Below are 20990 nucleotides of genomic sequence, written 5' to 3'. Positions count from 1 at the left end.
TCAGTCCTCAACGCAGTTTCAACGTGGCCAGGCCGATCAGCACGAGAATCACCGTGATGATCCAGAAGCGCACGATCACGCGCGGCTCCGGCCAGCCCTTGAGTTCGAAGTGGTGGTGGATCGGCGCCATGCGGAACACCCGCTTGCCGGTCAGCTTGAAGGAAGCGACCTGGATCACCACCGACAGGGTTTCCATGACGAACACGCCGCCCATGATGAACAGCACGATTTCCTGGCGGACGATCACGGCGATGGTGCCCAGCGCAGCGCCGAGGGCCAGCGCGCCGACGTCACCCATGAAGACCTGGGCCGGGTAGGTGTTGAACCAGAGGAAGCCCAGTCCCGCACCGACGATGGCGCCGCAGAAGATGATCAGTTCGCCGGCACCCGGCACGCTCGGGATGAACAGGTATTCGGCGAATTTGATGTTGCCCGACAGGTAGCAGAAGATCCCCAGCGCACCGCCGACCATCACGGTGGGCATGATAGCCAGGCCGTCGAGGCCGTCGGTGAGGTTCACCGCGTTGCTGGAGCCGACGATGACGAAGTAGGTCAGCACCACGAAGAAGATGCCCAGGGGGATCTCGACGTTCTTCAGCATCGGCACGATCAGGGTGGTCTCGACCGGCGTCTCGGCGGTCATATAAAGGAAGATCGCCGCGCCCAGGCCGAATACCGACTGCCAGAAATACTTCCAGCGGCTCGGCAGGCCACGGGAGTTCTTCTCGATCACCTTGCGGTAGTCATCAACCCAGCCGACGGCGCCGAACAGCAGGGTCACGGCCAGCACGACCCACACGTAGCGGTTCGACCAGTCCGCCCAGAGCAGGGTGCTGATGGCGATGGCGGTGAGGATCAGCGCGCCGCCCATGGTCGGCGTGCCTTTCTTGGACAGGTGCGATTGCGGACCGTCGTTGCGCACCGACTGGCCGATCTGGCGGATCTGCAGGGTGCGGATCATCCACGGGCCCAGCCAGAGCGACAGGACGAGCGCGGTCAGCACGCTCAGGATGCCGCGCAGGGTCAGGTACTGGAAGACGCCGAAGCCCTTGTAGAACTGTTGCAGGTACTCGGCGAGCAGCAGCAGCATTTAGTGACTCTCCTCGGAGGAACCACAGAGCGCCGCGACGACCTTGTCCATCGCCGCGCTGCGGGAACCCTTGATCAGAATGGTGGTTGTCGAAGCTTCTTCGGCCAGGGCCCGGATCAGGCTGGCCTGATCGGCGAAGTGCCGGCCCGCGGAACCGAACGCCTGCACGGCGTGGCTCATCAGCGGACCGACGGCATAGAGCGCGGCGACTTTGCCAATGGCGTAGGTTCCCACTTCGCGGTGGGACGACTCCGCCCAGGCACCCAGTTCGCCCATGTCCCCGAGGACCAGGACGGTCCGGCCGGAAAAGCCGGCGAGTATATCAATCGCCGCGCAGATTGAAGCCGGGTTGGCGTTGTAGCTGTCGTCGATCACACGCATGCCGTTCGTCGCCAGCTGAGCTACCGCGCGACCCTTGACCGGCTGCAGGTTCTGCAGGCCGGCAACGATCCCGACCAGCGGCACGCCAAGGGCGTGGGCGGCAGCGGCGGCGGCCAGCGCGTTCGTGACGTTGTGCTCACCCAGCAGATTCAGCTGGATGGCCGCCTCGCCGGCCGGGTCCTGCAGGGTGAAGCCGGGGCAGCCACGGGCGTCGCGCTGCACATCGCTGGCACGGAAGTCGGCGCGCGCGTCGTGCAGGCCGAAGCTGGACACCCGGCGACCGGCGGCGCGGGCCTGCCAGGTATCAAAGGCCTTGTCGTCGCGATTGAGGATGGCCACGCCATCGGCGGCCAGCCCTTCGAGAATCTCGCCCTTGGCCAGGACGATCTTGTCCTGGCCGCCGAACTCACCCACGTGGGCGGTGCCGGCGTTGGTGATGATGGCGACCTGCGGGCAGGTCAGCGCCACGGTATAGGCAATCTCGCCGACGCGGTTGGCGCCCAGCTCGATGACCGCGCTCTGGTGCTCGGGCGCCAGTTGCAGCAGGGTCAGCGGCGCGCCCAGGTCGTTGTTCAGGTTGCCGCGGGTCGCCAGGACTTCGCCCTGGGTGCGCAGGATGCTGGCGAGCATTTCCTTGACGGTGGTCTTGCCGCTGGAACCGGTGACGGCAGCGACACGGCCGGTGAACCCGGCACGGTTCAGCGCGCCGAGCTGGCCCAGGGCGACGCGGGTATCGGCCACCACCAGTTGCGGCAGTGGCGCATCGGCGACTTCGCGTTCAACCAGCGCGGCGACTGCACCCTTGGCGGCGACGTCGGCAAGGTAGTCGTGACCGTCGAAGCGCGGCCCGGTCAGGGCAATGAACAGCTGGCCCGGTGCGATAGCGCGGCTGTCGGTGCTCACGGCATCGAACGAGACGTCGGCACCGACCACGCGGCCTTGCAGCGCGTCGGCAACTTCAGTGAGCGACAAGGGCTTAAGCACGTTTCACCTCCCAGGCAGCCAGCGCCTTGGCGGCTTGTTCCAGATCGGAGAACGGCTGGCGAACGCCGTCGATCTCCTGGTAATCCTCGTGCCCCTTGCCGGCCAGCAGCACGACATCGTCGACACCGGCGCAAGCAATCAGGCGGGCAATGGCCTCACCGCGGCCGGATACGAACTCGACCGCCTCGGGCTTGGCGAAACCGGCACGGATGTCGGCGATGATCGCCTCGCTCTTCTCGGTACGCGGGTTGTCGTCGGTGACCAGCACGCGATCGGCGTGCTGCTCGGCAATCTGCGCCATGATCGGGCGCTTGCCGCGATCACGGTCGCCACCGCAGCCGAACAGGCAGAGCAGTTGGCCGTGCACATGGGGGCGCATGGCCAGCAGGACTTTCTCCAGCGCATCCGGGGTGTGGGCGTAATCCACCACCACCAGCGGCTTGTCACCGCCGCCCAGGCGCTGCATGCGGCCGATCGGGCCTTCCAGCTGCGGCAGTACCTTGAGCACGTCGCCCAGCGGGTAGTCCAGGCCCAGCAGCGCGCCGACCACGGCCAGCAGGTTGCTCAGGTTGAACTTGCCCAGCAGCGAGCTGCGCAGCAGGCCTTCGCCCTGCGGCGTGACGATCTGCGCCTGCACGCCGGCGTCGCTGAACTTCGCTTCGCGGCAATAGATATAGGCCGACGGGTCACTGAGGCTGTAACCCATCAGGCGGGATTCGTGGGACTCAGCGGCCAGTTGGCGACCGAAGTCGTCGTCCAGATTGATCACCCGGCAACGCAGCCCCTGCCAGGCAAATAGCTTGGCCTTGGCGGCACCGTAGGCTTCCATCGAGCCGTGGTAGTCCAGATGGTCGCGGGACAGATTGGTGAACACCGCCACGTCGAAGCCCAGCGCGGCGACGCGGCCCTGCTCCAGACCGTGGGAAGATACTTCCATCGCCACCGCTCTGGCGCCGGCCTGCTTCAGGCGTGCCAGGGTCGCCTGCACCGCGAGCGGGTCGGGCGTGGTGTGACGGCCGCTTTCCAGCGAACCGTAGAAACCGGTGCCGAGCGTGCCGACGATGCCGCAGCGCTCACCGAGCAGGTCCAGCGCCTGGGCCACCAGTTGGCTGACGCTGGTCTTGCCATTGGTGCCGGTGACGCCGACCAGGTCGACGCCGCGGCTCGGCTCGCCATAGAAGCGCCCGGCAATGGCCGACAGCTGCCGGGCCAGGCCCTTGATGGCGATCATCGGCACATCGCTGGGCGGCAGGTCGGTGGCGCCTTCGGCTTCGTAGGCCACGGCGGCAGCGCCCAGCTTGAGGGCGGCAGCGATATGGCCGCGGCCGTCCTGGCTTCCACCCGGTACGGCGAGGAACAGGTCGCCTGGCTTGACGGTACGGCTGTCCAGGGTCAGCTCACGGATCAGTTCGCCGCTTTCGGCCTGGGGCAGCAGCTGGTTGAGGCTCATCGGCATCAGCCACGCCCTCCTTTGGTAGCGGGCGCAGCTTCGGCTTGCTGCTGCGGGGTCGCCGGCAGATTGTCTGGCGGCACATTCATCAGGCGCAGCGTGCCGGACATCACCTTGCTGAACACCGGAGCAGAAACCAGGCCACCGAAGTAGCCGGCCTTGCTGGGTTCGTCGATGACGACCACGGCGACATAACGCGGGTTGTTCATCGGCGCGAAGCCGGCGAACAGGGAGCGATAGGAGTTCTCGGCATAGCCCTTGGTGCCGGTGTTGGTCTTGCGCGCGGTACCGGACTTGCCGGCCACGTGGTAACCCGGCACCTGGGCGCGGTACACGCCGTTGGGCGCTTCGATCACTTGCTGGAGCATGCCCTGCATGGTCTTGGCGACCGGCTCGGGAATGACCTGCACGGCATCGGCCGGACGATCGGCGCGGACCATGGTCAGCGGCACGCTGCGGCCGTTGTTGGCCAGCGCGGCATAGGCATGGGCCAGCTGGATGGCGGTCACCGAGAGGCCGTAGCCGTACGACAGCGTGGCCGTCTCGGCCTTGCGCCACTCGCGGTAGTTGGGCAGGTTGCCGACGCGCTCGCCGGGGAAGCCCAGGCCGGTGTCCTGGCCGAGGCCGACCTTCTGCATCACGTTGTAGATGGCTTCGCCGCCGATATCGAAGGCGACCTTGCTCATGCCGACGTTACTGGAGCGGATCAGGATGCCGGTCAAGTCCAGCACCGGGCCTTCGGTACGCGATACGTCGCGGATGGTGTAGCGGCCGATCTGCAGGGTGCCGGGGTAGACCTCGACCTTGTCGGAGGGCTTCCAGCGGCCGGTTTCCAGGGCCGCGCTCATGGAGAACGGCTTCATGGTCGAACCCGGCTCGAATACGTCGATCATGGCGCGGTTGCGCATCATCGCCGGCTGCAGGTTGCGGCGGTTGTTCGGGTTGTAGGTCGGCTGGTTGGCCATGGCCAGCACTTCGCCGGACTTCACGTCGAGGATCACCAGGCTGCCGGCCTTGGCGCCGTTCTCTACGAGCGCATTGCGCAGTTCGCGGTTGGCCAGGTACTGCAGGCGCAGATCGATGGACAGCGCCAGGGTCTTGCCGGCCTTGGCGTTGCGGGTGACCTGCACGTCACGGATCAGGTGCCCGCGACGATCCTTGAGCACCTGGCGCTTGCCCGGCACGCCGGCCAGCCAGCTGTCGAAGGCCAGTTCCACGCCCTCGCGACCACGGTCGTCGACGTCGGTGAAGCCCACCACCTGCGCAGCGACTTCGCCAGACGGATAGAAGCGGCGGAACTCTTCCACCGAGTACACGCCGGGAATCCGGTGCGCTTTCACCTGGGCCATTACGGCTTCGCCCTGCTCCGGGGTCATGCCGCGGACCAGGTAGATGAATTCCTTGTCGGCATTGGCATCCAGGCGCTCGCTCAGCGCGGCCTTGGGCTGGCCGAGGGCGTCGGCGAGGAAGCCCCACTTCTCGCGCTCCAGCACCAGCTCCTTGGGGTTGGCCCAGAGGGTGGCGACCGGGGTGCTGACCGCCAGCGGCTCGCCGTTGCGGTCGGTGATCAGGCCGCGGTGCGCGGGAATGGAGATGTGCCGCACGCTGCGCGCATCACCCTGGCCCTTGAGGAAATCGTGGTCGATGACGTGCAGGTCGACGATCCGCCAGGCGATCGCCGCCACCATCGCCAGCAGCAGGGCGATGACGACGCGGAAGCGCCAGGGGTAGCGAGCGCCGGCCAGGTCTCTCATGGCGCCACCATGATGATTTCGGTCGGATCGGGCACGCGCATCTTCAGCTGGTCGGTGGCCAGGCCTTCGATACGGCTGTGGGCCGTCCAGGTGCTCTGTTCGAGGATCAACCGGCCGTACTCGGCCTGTGCCTTGTCGCGCACGTTCAATTCAGAGAACAGCGTGTTGAGCAACTGGCGGTTCCAGTACGCGCTGTAGGAAACGGAAATCGCCGACAGAAGTACGCCGATGAATAGCAGCAACATGAAGAAGCTGCCGGTAGGCAGGCGCTTGGAGAAGAGCCGGCTCATCTGAGCTTCTCCGCGATGCGCATGACCGCGCTGCGCGAGCGCGGGTTGGCCTTGAGCTCGGCCTCGGAGGCGTAGACCGGCTTGCCGATCAGCTTCAGGCGTGGCTCGAAGGGTTTGACCTGGATCGGCAGGTTGCGCGGCAGGTTGTCTGCCTCGCCCTTCACCTGACGGCGCATGAACTGCTTGACGATGCGGTCTTCCAGCGAGTGGAAGCTGATCACCACCAGACGGCCGCCCACGGCGAGACCTTCCATGGCAGCCTCAAGGCCGCGCTCCAGATCGCCCAGCTCGTTGTTGATGAAGATGCGCAGGCCCTGGAAGGCACGGGTCGCCGGGTTCTTGCCCTTCTCCCAGGCCGGATTGGCCTCGGTGACCACGGCGGCCAGGTCGGCAGTGCGCTCGAAGGGCGCTTCTGCCCGGCGCTGGACGATGGCGCGGGCCATGCGCTTGGCGAAACGCTCTTCGCCATAGTCCTTGAACACGCGGGCGATTTCGTCTTCCGCAGCCGTGGCGATCCACTGCGCGGCGCTGACGCCCTGGTCCGGGTTCATGCGCATGTCCAGCGGGCCATCATTGAGGAAGCTGAAGCCGCGCTGCGGATCGTCCAGCTGCGGCGAGGACACGCCCAGGTCCAGCAGAACCCCGTCCACGCTGCCCTGCAGGCCGCGCGCGGAGAACTCCTCGGCCATCTCGGCGAAGGACCTTTGCACAATGACGAAGCGGCCGTCTTCGGCCGCCAGTGTTTTTCCCGTCGCGATCGCTTGGGGGTCCTTGTCGAACCCGAGCAGTTGACCGCCTGGGCCAAGCCTGCCGAGCAAGGCCCGGCTGTGCCCTCCCCTGCCGAACGTCCCGTCCACATAGCGGCCGCCCTCCAGGGGGGCCAGCGCTTCGACGGCCTCCTCGAGCAGAACGGTGATGTGTTGGAAGGTACTGGTCACAGGCAGGCTCACAGAATAAGGTCGCGCAATTCATCCGGCAGGCCGCCGGGTTCTTTGATGGCTGCGAGGTCGGCCTCGGCAACCGCATTCCACTTGTCTTCGTCCCACAGCTGGAACTTGTTCAGCTGGCCGACCAGCATGGCTTTCTTGTCCAGGCCTGCGTACTCGCGCAGGCGCGGCGGAATGAGAAAACGCCCGGCGCTGTCGAGCTCCAGGTCAACGGCATTACCAATCAGCAAACGCTGCAGGCGCCGCGTTTCTTCACGCAGCGAGGGCAGCTCGCGCAGCTTGGCTTCGATGAGTTCCCACTCGGGGAGGGGGTAGACGGTGAGGCAGGTGTCGACGGCATCAATGGTGACGATGAGCTGGCCAGCACAACGCGAAACGAGCTCGTCACGATACCGACTCGGCATCGCGAGGCGCCCTTTGGCGTCGAGACTGATGGCGTTAGCTCCGCGAAACACGTCAGCGCTTCCCCTGTGGTTGGCTATCCATGCCTGTTGATCCCACTTTTACCCACTTCGTACCACTTCCGCACACTATAGAAATCCGCGCTCCCCACCGTCAAGGCGAGTCGGAGGGGAAAAATCCTTACAGGACCGAGATTTAGCGTGCTTTTGCGAGGTTCGGGGAGGGATTTTGACGCGCTGAAAAACAGAAAAGCCCAGTGTTTTCAAAACACTGGGCTTTCATACTTAAAGTGATTTCTTAAGTTCTGCACTTCTTCCGGTCAGCGACAAATGGTCATGTGGGAAGAAGTGGAGGAAAAGTGGTGAGAGTCGATCTGTAAGCCGGGTTCTGTCGAGGACAGCCATTCCTCTGGGACATACATCACTGCATGCCTCAAGCGATCTACCCGAACCCAACGCGGGCCGCGCCAATGGGTTCCTATTTGATCTTGCTCCGAGTGGGGTTTACCTAGCCACGAACTGTTGCCAGCCGCGCGGTGCGCTCTTACCGCACCTTTTCACCCTTACCGGCGCTTGCGCGCTTAGGCGGTTATTTTCTGTGGCACTTTCCGTAGACTCGCGCCTCCCAGGCGTTACCTGGCACTCTGCCCTATGGAGCCCGGACTTTCCTCCACCCCATGATGCGGAACATCACGAGACAGCGACTGTCCAATCGACTCTCAGTCCGCAAGGTTAGCGGGTGACGGCGCTCAGGACAAGCTCAAGCCTTGCCCTGGCGCTCCAGCGCGATCTGGTAAAGCTGATTCTTGCGCGCCCCGGTAATCTCAGCCGCCAGCGCTGCCGCGCGTTTGACCGGCAGTTCCGCCAGCAGCAGATCGAGCACCCGCAGGGTCTGCGCATCCACCGCCTCATCGCCTTCCGGCGCTGGCTTGCCGGCCACCAGCAGCACGCATTCGCCACGCTGCTGGTTGCTGTCGGACGCGACGAATTCGCGCAATTCGCCCAGCGGCAGCCCCTTCAGGGTCTCGAAGGTCTTGGTCAGTTCGCGAGCCAGCAGCGCCGGCCGTTCGTCGCCAAAGATCGCCGCCATGTCCTCGATGCACTCCAGCACGCGGTGCGGTGCCTCGTAGAAGATCAGCGTGCGCGGCTCTTCCAGCAATGCCTCCAGGCGGCCCCGGCGCCCTGCAGCCTTGGCCGGCAGGAAGCCCTCGAAGACGAAGCGATCCGACGGCAGGCCGGCCGCCGAAAGCGCCGCGATCAGGGCGCAGGCACCCGGCACCGGCACCACCGGGATACCGGCGGCGCGCGCCTGGCGCACCAGGTGGTAGCCCGGATCGGAAATCAGCGGCGTGCCGGCATCGGAAATCAGCGCGACATCTTCGCCAGCCTGCAGCTTGGTCAGGAAACGTCCGCCCTGCTCCCGCTCGTTGTGCTCATGGCAGGCCGCCAGCGGCGTCTGGATGCCGAAGTGCTGCAGCAGGCGCACCGAGTGGCGGGTGTCTTCGGCGGCGATGAGCGACACGTCCGCCAGCACCTTGAGCGCACGAGCACTGATGTCGTCGAGGTTGCCGATGGGGGTGGCCACCACATAGAGAGTGCCTAGAGTCACGCGGGAGAACCTCACCGAAAGCGTCGGAAAAGACGCATTGTATCCCGATTCCGGCAGCCGCCATCGCGTCACCCTCGCCGCTTGGGTACAATCGGCAGCTCTTTGAATGCGTCACGAGAAGCCAGACATGATCGCTCGCCTGCGTCCGCTATCCGCTCTGTTCCTTGCCGGCATGCTCGCCGCCTGCGCGTCCTCCCCGTCGTCCACTCTCGGCGAGCTGCCGCGCACGCCGGACGCCAGCATCGAACAGCTGCTGCAGCAGGCCTCCACCGCCCAGCCGGACGAAGCCAACGTACTGCGCCTGTCCGCCGCCGACCTGGCCTACAAGCAGAAGGATCTCGGCCGCTCCACGCAGATCCTCGATCAGATCCCGATGGACAGCCTCAAGCCCGCCCAGCAGGTGTTCGCCAGCACCCTGCGCGCCCAGCTGGAACTGGCCCGCAACAAGACCAAAGCCGCCCTGAAGGCCTTCGACAACCCCAACTTCCAGCGCCTGGGCGAAATGCCGGTGGACCTGCAGGCCCGCGCCGGCATGGTCAAATCCCTGGCCCTGGCCGCCGACGGTCAGGCCCTGAGCGCCGCCCGCGAGCGCGTGTTCATCGATCCGCTGCTCAATGCCGAGGCCGCCAAGGCCAACCGCGAGGAAATCTGGAAACTGGTTTCCAGCCTGCCGGTCGAGCAGATGCAGGCCAGCAGCAACGAAGGCGACCTGAACGGCTGGCTGGAACTGGCGCGCATCACCAAGACTTCGTCGACGCTCAAGGAGCAGCAGGCGAACATCGACCAGTGGGTCGCGCAGAACCCGGATCACCCGGCCGCCAAGCAACTGCCGGACGCCCTGACCAAGCTCAAGTCGCTGGCCGCCCAGCCGCTGAACACCATCGGTCTGCTGCTGCCGCAGCAGGGCCAGCTGGCTTCCGTCGCTCGCGCCCTGCAGGACGGCTTCCTCGCCGCGCACTACCAGGCCCAGCAGGGCGGCCAGGCGCAGCCGGCGATCAAGCTCTACGACAGCACCCAGGTCCGCTCGCTGGACGAGTTCTACCGCCAGGCCCAGGCCGACGGCGTGCAGCTGGTCGTAGGCCCGCTGGAGAAGAACCTGGTCAAGCAGATGAGCAGCCAGCAGCAACTGCCGATCACTACCCTGGCGCTGAACTACGCCGATGGCGCCCAGGAAGGCCCGGCCCAGCTGTTCCAGTTCGGCCTGTCCGCCGAGGATGAAGCCCGCGAAGTCGCCAACCGCGCCTGGAACGACGGCATGCGCCGCGCCGTGGCCCTGGTGCCGCGCGGCGAATGGGGTGACCGTGTACTCGCTTCCTTCAGCCGCAACTGGCAGGCCGCCGGCGGCACCCTGATCGCCGCCGAGCATGTCGACCAGCCGGTCGAACTGGCCCGGCAGATCGCCGACCTGCTGCAACTGCGCCAGAGCGAAGGCCGCGCCAAGCGCCTGCAGGGCGTGCTCGACAGCAGCGTCGACACCCAGCCGTCGCGCCGCCAGGACATCGATTTCATCTTCCTCGCCGCCACCCCGCAGCAGGCGCGCCAGATCAAGCCGACCCTGGCCTTCCAGTACGCCGGCGACCTGCCGGTCTACGCCACCTCCAACCTGTACACCGGGGTGAACAACCCGGCCCAGGACCAGGACCTGAACGGCATCCGCTTCTGCGAAACGCCGTGGCTGCTGAACCCGAACAACGCCCTGCGCCAGCAGGTCGCCGCGCAGTGGCCGGCGGCCAACGGCAGCCTCGGCCGCCTCTACGCCATGGGCGCCGACGCCTACCAGCTGGCCCCGCGCCTGCCGGAGCTCAAGGCAGTACCGAGCATGCAGCTCGACGGCCTGACCGGCACCCTCAGCGTCAGCGCCAGCCAGCGCGTCGAGCGCCGCCTGCCCTGGGCCGAGTTCAAGAACGGCCAGGTCCAGGCGCTGGAGAACAGCGGTATTTGATCGGCAACAGCCCTACCCAGCAGGCCGGGCGGCAGGCCGAAGCCGCCGCCCTGGCCCACCTGCAGCAGCATGGATTGCGCCTCCTGGCGCAGAACTGGACGTGCCGCCGCGGCGAGCTTGATCTGGTCATGCTGGACGGCGATACAGTAGTATTCGTCGAAGTTCGCTCCCGCCGGCATTCCGCCTGGGGAGGAGCGCTGGAGAGCGTGGATTGGCGCAAGCGTGAGCGCCTGACCCTTTCCGCCGAACTCTTCCTGCAACAGAACGCCCGCTGGAGCAGTCACCCCTGCCGGTTCGACATCGTCGCCATCGACACGCGCGGCCCAGGCTCCGCAGGGCACTTGAACTGGATTCCCAACGCTTTTGACACCTGATCAGACGCCCGACGAAAGGTCACACCTGATGGACATGCAATCCCGTATCCGCCAGCTCTTCCATGCCAGCATCGAGACCAAGCAACAGGCTACCGAGGTGCTCATCCCGCATATCGAGCAGGCCAGCATGGTCATGGTCAACGCCCTGCTGAACGAGGGCAAGATTCTCTCCTGCGGCAATGGCGGCTCCGCCGGCGACGCCCAGCACTTCTCCTCCGAGCTGCTGAACCGCTTCGAGCGCGAGCGCCCGAGCCTGCCGGCGGTCGCCCTGACCACCGACAGCTCGACCATCACCTCGATCGCCAACGACTACAGCTACAACGAAGTCTTCTCCAAGCAGATCCGCGCCCTGGGCCAACCCGGCGACGTGCTGCTGGCGATTTCCACCAGCGGCAACTCGGCGAACGTCATTCAGGCGATCCAGGCCGCACATGATCGCGAAATGGTTGTCGTAGCTCTGACCGGCCGCGACGGCGGCAACATGGCATCGTTGCTGCTGCCCGAAGACGTGGAGATCCGCGTTCCGGCCAAGGTCACCGCACGCATCCAGGAAGTCCACCTGCTGGTCATCCATTGCCTGTGCGACCTAATCGACCGTCAACTGTTCGGGAGTGAAGAATGACCCGTACCCCTCTGATCGCAGCCGCACTGGCCGTGACCATGGCACTGGGTGGCTGCAGCAGCTTTGTCAGCGCCACCCGCGACAAACCCATCGACGATGACAAGGGTACCCGTACCCTGGGCAGCAAGATCGACGACTCGCTGATCGAAACCAAGGTGGCGGTGAACGTCGCCAAGGCCGATGCGGACCTCGACCGCAACTCCCACGTCGTGGTGATCAGCTACAACGGCGTGGTGCTGCTGGCCGGCCAGACGCCGCGCGCCGACCTGAAGAACAAGGCCGAGCAGGCCGCCAAGGAAGTGCAGAAGGTCAAGACCGTGCACAACGAGCTGCAGGTCCTGCAGCCCTCGTCCCTGGCCGCCCGCAGCAACGACACCTGGCTGACCACCAAGATCAAGAGCCAGATGCTCGCGGACGCCAACGTGCCCTCCACCCGCATCAAGGTCCTGACCGAGAACGGCATCGTCTACATGCTGGGCCTGGTGACCCGCAAGGAAGGCGACCTGGCCACCCAGGTGGTGCAGGGCGTGGACGGCGTGCAGAAGATCGTCCGGCTGTTCGAGTACATCGACTGACCGGGCCATTGGTTGCAGCAATGCAGGCATGAAAAAGGCGACCCTCGGGTCGCCTTTTTTATTACTTCACCACCTTCAGGCTCGGCCGGCCACTGGGGCGCGGCGGCTCGTCGGAAGGGCCGTCATCGGGCAGCTCCTCGTCATCGGTGGGCACCGGCGGCTCCAGGTCGAAGACCATGCCCTGGCCGTTCTCCCGCGCATAGATGGCCATCACCGCCTGGGACGGGACGTACAGGCCCTGGGCAACACCACCGAAGCGACCCTCGAAGCGGACCGCCTCGTTGTCCATCTGCAGGTGGCGCACGGCGGTCGGCGAGACGTTGAGCACGATCTGCCCGTCACTGGCATAGCCCGGTGGCACGCGTACACCCGGGTACTCGGAGTTCACCAGGATATGCGGGGTGCAGCCGTTGTCGACGATCCACTCATAGAGGGCTCGCACGAGGTAGGGACGACTGGAGTTCATCATCGGGCTCCTTAGCGCATATCACGTTCGATAGAAGACAGGCTGGCACGGAAAGTCTCCCGTGCAAAATTCCGCTCCATGTAATCCAGCAGAGGCTTGGCTGGACGGGGAAGTTCAATGCCCAGGATCGGCAGGCGCCAGAGGATCGGCAACAGGCAGCAATCCACCAGGCTCAGATCGTCGCTGAGGAAGTAGGCCTTGTCGGCGAACAGCGGCGATACACCCGTCAGGCTCTCACGCAATTCCTTGCGCGCCAAGGCGCGCTCGGCTTCCTTCTGGCGCTTGTCGAGGATGCGATCCACCAGGCTGCACCAGTCGCGCTGGATGCGATGCACGAGCAGGCGGCTGTTGGCGCGGGCCACCGGGTAGACCGGCAGCAGCGGCGGATGTGGATAACGTTCATCGAGGTATTCCATGACCACCGTCGATTCGTAGAGCGCGAGATCGCGATCCACCAGGGTCGGCAGGCTGCCATAGGGGTTCACTTCGGCGAGTTTGGCCGGGATGTTGCCGACAGGCACGTCGATGACATCGGCGACGACGTTCTTTTCCGCCAGCACCAGGCGCACGCGATGGCTGTAATGGCAGGAAGGGTCGGAGAAGCAGGTGAGCTTGTTGATGGCGGCCATGCCGCGCGCCTCCTCGCAGGATTTTCTTGTGGGAGGTAGAAAAACGCACGCGCGCCCCGGAGGGCGCGCGCTTGTTACTACGACGGGTGATGCTTAGTGCACGTCCTTCCAGTATTCGCGCTTGAGCAGGTAGGCGAACACGAAGAAGAAGGCCAGGAACAGCAGGACGTAGGTGCCGATGCGGTGGGAATCCAGCTTGTTCGGGTCAGCCGAATAAGCCAGGAAGGTCACCAGGTTCTTCACCTTCTCGTCGAACTGGGCTTCGGTCAGCTGGCCCGACTTCGGCACGATGGTCAGCTGGTCGCAAGCCTCGTGGGTCAGCGGGGTGCCAGTCAGCGGATCGTACTGCTTCTTGCCATCCTCGACGACCTGGACCTGCTTGCAACCGACGACCTGGCGACCCTGCAGGCTCACCAGCACGTTGGGCATGCCGACGTTCGGGAAGACCTTGTTGTTCACGCCCCACGGACGCTTGGGATCTTCGTAGAACGAACGCAGGTAGGTGTACAGCCAGTCGGCGCCGCGTACGCGGGCCACCAGGGTCAGGTCCGGCGGCGCAGCACCGAACCATACCTTGGCGTCAGCCGGCTTCATGCCGATATCCATGTGGTCGCCGATCTTGCCGCCGGTGAACACCAGGTGGCTCAGCATCAGCTCTTCGGGGATACCCAGATCACGGCCGACACGCTCATAGCGCTGGAACTTGGCACTGTGGCAGCCCATGCAGTAGTTGGCGAAGGTACGCGCGCCATCCTGCATGGCGGCCTTGTCGGTCAGGTCGATGTCGACCTTGTCGAGGGCCGGGCCATGGCCTTCGGCGGCAAAGCCGAAGACGGGCAGCAGAGCCAGAACAAATGCAGCGAATTGCTTTTTCATCAGCCAGTCACCCTTTCCGGAACCGGTTTGGTTTTCTCCATCCGGGTGTAGAACGGCATCAGGATGAAGAAGGCGAAATACAGAATGGTGCACAGGCGCGACAGCGTGGTGCCCAGCGGCGACGGCGCTTGCGAGCCGTAGTAGCCGAGGATCACGAAGGACACCGCGAAGATCACCAGCCAGATCTTGCTCAGCCAGCCCTTGTAACGGATCGAGCGCACCGGGCTACGGTCGAGCCACGGCAGAACGAACAGTACGGCGATGGCGGCACCCATGGCGATCACGCCCATCAGCTTGTCCGGAACGGCGCGCAGGATGGCGTAGAACGGCGTGAAGTACCACACCGGAGCGATGTGCTCGGGGGTCTTGAACTGGTTCGCCATCTCGAAGTTGGGCTTCTCGAGGAAGAAACCGCCCATTTCCGGGAAGAAGAAGATCACGGTGCAGAAGACGAACAGGAAGACCACGACACCGACGATGTCTTTCACGGTGTAGTACGGGTGGAACGGGATGCCATCCAGCGGGATGCCGTTCTCGTCCTTCTTCTTCTTGATGTCCACGCCATCGGGGTTGTTCGAGCCGACTTCGTGCAGCGCCAGGATGTGCAGCACGACCAGGCCGAGCAGGACGATCGGCAGCGCGATCACGTGCAGGGCGAAGAAGCGGTTCAGGGTGATGCCGGAGATCAGGAAGTCACCACGGATCCACTGGGCCAGGTCTTCGCCGACCACCGGAATGGCGCCGAACAGCGAGATGATCACCTGGGCACCCCAGTAGGACATCTGGCCCCAGGGCAGCAGGTAGCCCATGAAGGCCTCGGCCATCAGGGCGAGGTAGATCAGCATGCCGAAGATCCACACCAGCTCGCGCGGCTTCTGGTAGGAGCCGTACAGCAGGCCACGGAACATGTGCAGGTAGACGACCACGAAGAACGCCGATGCACCGGTGGAGTGCATGTAGCGGATAATCCAGCCGTAATCTACATCTCGCATGATGTACTCGACGGACGCGAAAGCTTCTTCGGCCGACGGGGTGAAGCTCATGGTCAGCCAGATACCGGTGAGGATCTGGTTAACCAGGACCAGCAGTGCGAGGGAGCCGAAGAAGTACCAGAAGTTGAAGTTCTTCGGGGCGTAGTACTTGCTCAGATGGTCTTCCCACATCTTGGTCGCGGGGAAGCGGGCATCGACCCAAGCCATGAACTTGTTCATCAGGCTTTCTCCTGGTCCACACCGATGGTCAACTCGTCACCATCAAGCGAATAGGGCGGAATCGGCAGGTTCAGGGGCGCGGGCTGTCCCTTGTAAACGCGGCCGGCGAGGTCGTAATGGGAGCCGTGGCACGGGCAGAAGTAGCCACCCTTCCAGTCCGGACCGAGGTCAGCGGGAGCGACTTCGGGGCGGAAGGTCGGCGAGCAGCCCAGGTGGGTGCAGATACCGACGATCACCGCCAGTTCCGGCTTGATCGAACGCACCTTGGGATCGACATAGGTCGGTTGCTCCGAAGCCTTCGACTCGGGGTCAGCCAGTTGCCCATCCAGGGTCGGCAGCGCGTCGAGCATTTCCTTGGTGCGATGCACCAGGAACACCGGCTTGCCACGCCATTCGGCGATGACCTGCTGGCCCGGCTCGATCTTCCCTACGTTGACCTTCACCGGCGCGCCGGCAGCCTTCGCCTTGGCACTAGGGAACCATGACCCCACGAACGGGACCGCAGCTCCGACCGCTCCTGCCGCGCCAACCACCGAGGTGGCCGCGACGAGGAAGCGACGCCGGCCTGCATTCACGCCGTCATTACTCATTCAGTCGTCTCCCATCAGCTTCAAGCCTGTTCAAATCAGGCTTTTAAGTAAAAATTCGAGCCGCGCAAAAAATTCGCCAAATGGTAAAGAAAAGCCCTTGTGATGACAAGGTAATAGCCTGTTACGCAACCCCTGGAGCCCTTGCGCCGCGCGGCTTACGCGGATGCGACACCTTGCCGCACGAACTTATTGAAGACATAAAAAAACGCCCAGTCCAAAGGAACTGGGCGTTTTTTTTCGAAGCGTCGAATTAACGCTTGGAGTACTGCGGACGCTTACGCGCTTTGCGCAGACCGACTTTCTTACGTTCAACTTCGCGGGCGTCGCGAGTGACGTAGCCGGCTTTACGCAGCGAGCTGCGCAGGGTCTCGTCGTACTCGATCAGGGCGCGGGTGATACCGTGACGGATCGCACCGGCCTGGCCGCTTACACCACCGCCGACGACGGTGACGTAGATATCGAACTTCTCGGTGTTCTCGGTCAGCTCGAGCGGCTGACGGACAACCATGCGAGCGGTCTCACGACCGAAGAACTGCTCGATGGAGCGGTTGTTGATGGAGATTTTGCCAGTACCCGGACGCAGGAAGACGCGAGCGGTAGCGGTCTTACGACGGCCAGTGCCGTAATTTTGAGTCGCCGACATGATGAGCTATCCCGTTAAATCTTCAGTTCTTGAGGCTGCTGAGCGGTGTGCGGGTGGTTGGCACCCTTGTACACTTTCAGCTTGCGGTACATGTCGCGGCCCAGCGGGTTCTTCGGCAGCATGCCTTTGACGGCAGTCTCGATAACGCGCTCAGGAGCCTTGGCGATCAGCTTCTCGAAGTTGATCGACTTGATACCGCCCGGGAAGCCCGAGTGATGGTAGTACATCTTGTCGGTAGCTTTGGCGCCAGTGACACGAACCTGCTCGGCGTTGATGACGACGATGTAGTCGCCGGTGTCAACGTGCGGGGTGTATTCCGGCTTGTGCTTGCCGCGCAGGCGGGTAGCAATTTCGGTAGCCAGACGACCCAGGGTCAGGCCAGCAGCGTCGACGACGAACCAGTCGCGCTTAACAGTTTCTGGTTTCGCGGTATAAGTTTTCATTCGTTATAGCCTCAGGGGCCGCCTGAAAATAAGACGGCGAATCTTACTGGACAGTGGTTGCCTTGACAAGTCAAGGACAGCCGAAGACAGACACGAATTGGGGCTCGGGTCGGTGTGCGTCCGTAACGACTAGATGTATCGATCGGCAGGCTTTGGCATCCCCCACCGATGAAAGGCTGCGGAATTATGCAGATTCCGGCAGAATTTTCAACCGTCTTACGCACTTGTTTTCATGAGGAGAGCTGCATGGAGTACCGCCCGCTTGGCCGCACCGAACTGAAAGTCAGCGCCCTGTGCCTGGGGACCATGACCTGGGGCGAGCAGAACAGCGAAAGCGAAGCCTTCGCGCAGATCGAGAGGGCCAAGGCCGCCGGTCTGAATTTCATCGATACCGCCGAGATGTACCCGGTACCGCCACGTGCGGAAACCTACACCCGCACCGAGCAGATCATCGGCAACTGGTTCGCTCAGCGCGGCGATCGCGCCGACTGGGTACTGGCCAGCAAGATTGCCGGCCCGGGCAATTCCATCAGCCATATCCGTGACGGCCAGCCCCGCCTCGACCGCAAGAACATCGTGGCGGCGCTGGACGGCAGCCTGAAACGCCTGCAGACCGACTGGATCGACCTCTACCAGTTGCACTGGCCCGAGCGCAGCACCAACTTCTTCGGCCAACTGGGCTACCAGCACAAGGAAGAAAGCTTCACGGCGCTGGAAGACACCCTTGAAGCGCTCGACGAGCAGGTGCGCGCTGGCAAGATCCGCCACATCGGTCTGTCCAACGAGACCCCGTGGGGCACCATGCGCTTCCTGCAGATCGCCCAGGAGCGCGGCTGGCCGCGTGCGGTGTCGATCCAGAACCCCTATAACCTGCTCAACCGCAGCTTCGAAGTGGGCCTGGCGGAGATTGCCATCCGCGAGCAGATCGGCCTACTGGCTTACTCGCCCCTGGCCTTCGGCATGCTCTCGGGCAAGTACTTCGGCGGCGCGCGCCCGGCCAATGCGCGGATCACCCTGTTCAGCCGCTTCACCCGCTACACCAACCCGCAGACCGCCAGCGCCTGCGACCGTTACGTGACACTGGCCCGCGAGCACGGCCTGGACCCGGCGCAGATGGCCCTGGCCTTCGTCACCAGCCGGTCGTTCGTGACCAGTAACATCATCGGCGCGACCAACCTCGAACAGCTGGAGGCCAACCTCGGCAGCTTCGAGCTGAAGCTCTCCGATGAGGTGCTGGCCGGGATCGAGGCGATCCACAAGGATCAGCCGAACCCGGCGCCCTGATAGAAGCGGCTACAGGCGGCAGGCTTCAGGCGGCAGGCAAGAGCCAGCCGCCCCGTTCTGGCCTGTGTCTGTAGCCTGTAGCCTGCAGCCGCTCTATTAAAGCGCCCTGGCGATGATCTCCTTCATGATCTCGTTGGTACCGGCATAGATGCGCTGCACTCGCGCATCGGCCCAGGCGCGGGCGATGGGGTATTCCCACATGTAGCCGTAGCCGCCGTGCAGCTGCACGCACTCATCGAGCACCTTGCACTGCAGGTCGGTGGTCCAGTACTTGGCCATCGCTGCTGTGGGCACGTCCAGCTTGCCTTCCAGGTGCTGCTCCAGGCAGCGGTCGACGAAGACCCGGCCGACCTGAATCTCAGTGGCCATTTCGGCGAGCTTGAAGCGGGTGTTCTGGAAATCGGCGACGGACTTGCCGAAGGCCTTGCGCTCGCGGGTGTAGTCCAGCGTCCACTTCAGCGCCGCTTCGGCCGAGGCCAATGCGCCAAGGGCCACGGTCAGGCGTTCCTGGGGCAGTTCCTGCATCAGGTAGATGAAGCCCTGCCCGTCCTTGCCCAGCAGGTTTTCCTTGGGGATGCGCACGTCCTGGAAGAACAGTTCGGAGGTGTCCTGGGCCTTCATGCCGACCTTTTCCAGGCGCTTGCCCTTGCTGAAGCCCGGCGTGCCGGCTTCCACCAGGAACAGGCTGGTGCCCTTGGCACCGGCCTTGGGATCGGTCTTGGCGACCACGATCACCAGGTCGGCCAGCCAGCCGTTGGTGATAAAGGTCTTCGAGCCGTTGATCACGTACTCGTCGCCATCCAGCACGGCGGTGGTCTTCACGCCCTGCAGGTCGGACCCGGCGCCCGGTTCGGTCATGGCGATGGCCGAGACCATCTCGCCGGACACCAGTTTCGGCAGGTAGCGCTGTTTCAGCTCTTCACTGCCGTAGTGAAGGATGTAGGGCGCGACGATGTCCGAGTGCAGCGAGAAGCCGATGCCGGTCAGGCCCAGGCGGCCGATTTCCTCGATCACCACGGCGCTGTAGAGGAAGTCCGCGGCCATGCCGCCGTAGGCCTCGGGCAGGTGCGAACAGAGCATCCCGGCCTCGCCGGCCTTGTTCCACAGCTGGCGGTCGATGTGGCCGTCCTTTTCCCACTGGGCATGGAAGGGCACCGCCTCCTGTTCGAGGAACTTGCGGACGCTGTCGCGGAACAGCTCGTGGTCGGAACTGAACAGGGTTCTGGGAATCATGCGCTGCACCTGCGGATCGATTGTAGGAATTATTGGAAGGCCGACTGTAGGCCAGCACGAACCGCTCTGCACTGGACACTTTCGCCAAAAAATAAGACGATCCAGCCGCATCATGACCACTTCAGCGTCATGCAAAGACATCCATAAGAAGTACAACAACCGATGCCCAACCCAGCTTCCCGCGTGCTGCGCCGTGTCAGCATTCTCGCCACCCATGGCGTGTTCGGCTCCACCCTGATGCAGGCCAAGGACTTTTTCCACATGGCCGCCCTGCGCCATGGCCGCCAGCAGGGCCTGGGCCTGCAACCCAGCTTCGAAACCCGCATCATCAGCCCCGATGGCCAACCCGTACTGAGCTTCAGCGGCGACATGCTGCCGGCGCAGGGCGCACTGGACGAACCGGAGCTGATCATCCTCCCGGCTTTCTGGGGCGACTTCGATGAGTTGCTCAACCGCCACCCGGAAGTCCTGCCCTGGCTGCGCGAACGCCACGCCGCCGGTAGCGTGCTCTGCGGCGAAGTCTCCGGGGTGTTCTGGCTGGCCGAGGCCGGTTTGCTGGACGGCAAGGAGGCGACCACCTACTGGCGCTTCTACCGCGAGTTCGCCGAGCGCTATCCCAAGGTGCTGCTCAACCCCGACAAGCACATCGCCGACGCCGACAACATCTACAGCGCCAGCGGCCTGACCTCGGTGCGCGACCTGTACATCTACCTGATCGAGCACTTCTGCGGCGCCGCCGTGGCCCAGGGCGTGGCCCGCGACATCCTCTACGAGGTGCAGCGTAGCTACACCCCAGGTCGCCTGGGCTTCGGCGGGCAGAAGCTGCACCACGACCCGGCGATCCTGCAGATCCAGCACTGGCTCGAAGAACACTTCTGCGACAAGTTCCGCTTCGAGGACGTGGCCCGCGAGCACGGCATGAGCATCCGCAACTTCATGCGGCGCTTCCAGGCGGCCACCGGAGACAAGCCGTTGCACTACCTGCAGCGCCTGCGTATCGAGACCGCGCGCAACCTGCTGTCGACCACCCGCAAGAGCATCAAGACCATCAGCTACGAAGTCGGCTACGACGACGCCAGCTTCTTCGCCCGTCTGTTCAGACAGCACACCGGGCTGTCGCCGAATCATTACCGGCGCCAGTACGAGCAGAAGGAAGCCTGAAACAGGCCATCCCTAGGATGGGTTCACGTCACCGG

The 20990-nt window shown here is 64.2% G+C and carries 22 protein-coding genes and 1 other RNA gene; 6 read left to right on the top strand and 17 right to left on the bottom strand.

Annotated elements, in window-relative coordinates; translation table 11 throughout:
• Positions 1-7: 7 nt before the first annotated feature.
• From mraY to rsmI, 9 genes are all read right to left on the bottom strand, one after another.
• Positions 8-1090 carry a phospho-N-acetylmuramoyl-pentapeptide-transferase gene (gene mraY, locus HNP46_RS11945; protein WP_184589092.1) on the bottom strand — a complete coding sequence of 361 codons (1083 nt, stop codon included), beginning with the start codon at positions 1088-1090 and terminating at the stop codon, positions 8-10.
• Entirely contained in the window at positions 1091-2455 is a 1365-nt protein-coding gene (locus HNP46_RS11940; RefSeq protein ID WP_184589090.1) for a UDP-N-acetylmuramoyl-tripeptide--D-alanyl-D-alanine ligase, read from the bottom strand.
• Complete coding sequence (locus HNP46_RS11935) at positions 2448-3911, bottom strand: UDP-N-acetylmuramoyl-L-alanyl-D-glutamate--2,6-diaminopimelate ligase (RefSeq protein ID WP_184589087.1); 1464 nt, start codon at positions 3909-3911, stop codon at positions 2448-2450. Before HNP46_RS11935 ends, HNP46_RS11940 begins: the two co-directional genes overlap by 8 nt.
• Positions 3911-5659: a peptidoglycan D,D-transpeptidase FtsI family protein gene (locus HNP46_RS11930; RefSeq protein WP_184589085.1), complete on the bottom strand. Its 1749-nt coding sequence runs from the start codon at positions 5657-5659 to the stop codon at positions 3911-3913. The genes HNP46_RS11935 and HNP46_RS11930 overlap by 1 nt, the downstream gene beginning before the upstream one ends.
• Positions 5656-5949 carry a cell division protein FtsL gene (ftsL, locus tag HNP46_RS11925; protein ID WP_184589083.1) on the bottom strand — a complete coding sequence of 98 codons (294 nt, stop codon included), beginning with the start codon at positions 5947-5949 and terminating at the stop codon, positions 5656-5658. The genes HNP46_RS11930 and ftsL overlap by 4 nt, the downstream gene beginning before the upstream one ends.
• A complete protein-coding gene (gene rsmH / locus HNP46_RS11920; RefSeq protein ID WP_184589081.1) occupies positions 5946-6887 on the bottom strand; it encodes a 16S rRNA (cytosine(1402)-N(4))-methyltransferase RsmH in 942 nt (313 codons plus the stop codon). Before rsmH ends, ftsL begins: the two co-directional genes overlap by 4 nt.
• 8 nt (positions 6888-6895) lie before the next feature.
• Positions 6896-7351: a division/cell wall cluster transcriptional repressor MraZ gene (gene mraZ / locus HNP46_RS11915; RefSeq protein WP_184589079.1), complete on the bottom strand. Its 456-nt coding sequence runs from the start codon at positions 7349-7351 to the stop codon at positions 6896-6898.
• Positions 7352-7658: 307 nt separating this feature from the next.
• Positions 7659-8017, bottom strand: an RNA gene (gene rnpB, locus HNP46_RS11910) — RNase P RNA component class A.
• Between the two features lie 40 nt (positions 8018-8057).
• Positions 8058-8906 carry a 16S rRNA (cytidine(1402)-2'-O)-methyltransferase gene (rsmI, locus tag HNP46_RS11905; protein ID WP_184589077.1) on the bottom strand — a complete coding sequence of 283 codons (849 nt, stop codon included), beginning with the start codon at positions 8904-8906 and terminating at the stop codon, positions 8058-8060.
• A 127-nt stretch (positions 8907-9033) separates the two neighbouring features.
• Here rsmI and HNP46_RS11900 point away from each other — a divergent pair, with 127 nt between their 5' ends.
• The 4 genes from HNP46_RS11900 to HNP46_RS11885 are packed head-to-tail and all read left to right on the top strand — an operon-like array spanning position 9034 to position 12419.
• The gene (locus tag HNP46_RS11900; RefSeq protein ID WP_184589075.1) at positions 9034-10848 is read left to right on the top strand and encodes a penicillin-binding protein activator; all 1815 of its coding nucleotides are present in this window, start codon (positions 9034-9036) and stop codon (positions 10846-10848) included.
• Positions 10845-11222 carry a YraN family protein gene (locus HNP46_RS11895; protein ID WP_184589073.1) on the top strand — a complete coding sequence of 126 codons (378 nt, stop codon included), beginning with the start codon at positions 10845-10847 and terminating at the stop codon, positions 11220-11222. Before HNP46_RS11900 ends, HNP46_RS11895 begins: the two co-directional genes overlap by 4 nt.
• A 28-nt stretch (positions 11223-11250) precedes the next feature.
• Positions 11251-11844: a phosphoheptose isomerase gene (locus HNP46_RS11890; RefSeq protein ID WP_017518113.1), complete on the top strand. Its 594-nt coding sequence runs from the start codon at positions 11251-11253 to the stop codon at positions 11842-11844.
• The gene (locus tag HNP46_RS11885; protein WP_184589071.1) at positions 11841-12419 is read left to right on the top strand and encodes a BON domain-containing protein; all 579 of its coding nucleotides are present in this window, start codon (positions 11841-11843) and stop codon (positions 12417-12419) included. Before HNP46_RS11890 ends, HNP46_RS11885 begins: the two co-directional genes overlap by 4 nt.
• Before the next feature lie 61 nt (positions 12420-12480).
• Here the strand turns inward: HNP46_RS11885 and HNP46_RS11880 are convergent, their stop codons facing one another.
• The 7 genes from HNP46_RS11880 to rplM all read right to left on the bottom strand — a co-directional run bounded on the left by HNP46_RS11880 (position 12481) and on the right by rplM (position 17277).
• Positions 12481-12885 carry a ClpXP protease specificity-enhancing factor gene (locus tag HNP46_RS11880; RefSeq protein WP_184589069.1) on the bottom strand — a complete coding sequence of 135 codons (405 nt, stop codon included), beginning with the start codon at positions 12883-12885 and terminating at the stop codon, positions 12481-12483.
• Between the two features lie 11 nt (positions 12886-12896).
• Complete coding sequence (locus tag HNP46_RS11875; RefSeq protein WP_184589067.1) at positions 12897-13514, bottom strand: glutathione S-transferase N-terminal domain-containing protein; 618 nt, start codon at positions 13512-13514, stop codon at positions 12897-12899.
• A 93-nt stretch (positions 13515-13607) separates the two neighbouring features.
• A complete protein-coding gene (locus HNP46_RS11870; RefSeq protein WP_184589065.1) occupies positions 13608-14390 on the bottom strand; it encodes a cytochrome c1 in 783 nt (260 codons plus the stop codon).
• Positions 14390-15601: a cytochrome b gene (locus HNP46_RS11865; protein ID WP_045209611.1), complete on the bottom strand. Its 1212-nt coding sequence runs from the start codon at positions 15599-15601 to the stop codon at positions 14390-14392. The genes HNP46_RS11870 and HNP46_RS11865 overlap by 1 nt, the downstream gene beginning before the upstream one ends.
• Entirely contained in the window at positions 15601-16191 is a 591-nt protein-coding gene (gene petA / locus HNP46_RS11860) for a ubiquinol-cytochrome c reductase iron-sulfur subunit (RefSeq protein WP_184589063.1), read from the bottom strand. Before petA ends, HNP46_RS11865 begins: the two co-directional genes overlap by 1 nt.
• A gap of 250 nt (positions 16192-16441) precedes the next feature.
• Positions 16442-16834, bottom strand: coding sequence for a 30S ribosomal protein S9 (rpsI, locus tag HNP46_RS11855; RefSeq protein WP_015475858.1), 393 nt, complete (start codon positions 16832-16834; stop codon positions 16442-16444).
• A gap of 14 nt (positions 16835-16848) precedes the next feature.
• Positions 16849-17277 carry a 50S ribosomal protein L13 gene (gene rplM, locus HNP46_RS11850; protein ID WP_015475857.1) on the bottom strand — a complete coding sequence of 143 codons (429 nt, stop codon included), beginning with the start codon at positions 17275-17277 and terminating at the stop codon, positions 16849-16851.
• Positions 17278-17523: 246 nt separating this feature from the next.
• Here rplM and HNP46_RS11845 point away from each other — a divergent pair, with 246 nt between their 5' ends.
• Positions 17524-18561: an NADP(H)-dependent aldo-keto reductase gene (locus HNP46_RS11845; RefSeq protein ID WP_184589062.1), complete on the top strand. Its 1038-nt coding sequence runs from the start codon at positions 17524-17526 to the stop codon at positions 18559-18561.
• A gap of 96 nt (positions 18562-18657) precedes the next feature.
• Here HNP46_RS11845 and HNP46_RS11840 read toward each other — a convergent pair whose 3' ends face one another.
• A complete protein-coding gene (locus tag HNP46_RS11840; protein WP_184589060.1) occupies positions 18658-19803 on the bottom strand; it encodes an acyl-CoA dehydrogenase family protein in 1146 nt (381 codons plus the stop codon).
• Positions 19804-20055: 252 nt separating this feature from the next.
• Here HNP46_RS11840 and HNP46_RS11835 point away from each other — a divergent pair, with 252 nt between their 5' ends.
• Positions 20056-20955: a GlxA family transcriptional regulator gene (locus HNP46_RS11835; protein WP_184589172.1), complete on the top strand. Its 900-nt coding sequence runs from the start codon at positions 20056-20058 to the stop codon at positions 20953-20955.
• The last annotated feature ends 35 nt before the right edge of the window (positions 20956-20990 follow it).

It is taken from the genome of Pseudomonas nitroreducens (assembly GCF_014204515.1).
GTDB lineage: Bacteria > Pseudomonadota > Gammaproteobacteria > Pseudomonadales > Pseudomonadaceae > Pseudomonas > Pseudomonas nitritireducens_A.
Note: the sequence above shows the minus strand (reverse complement) of the source record. Positions and strands in the feature narration are given on the sequence as shown.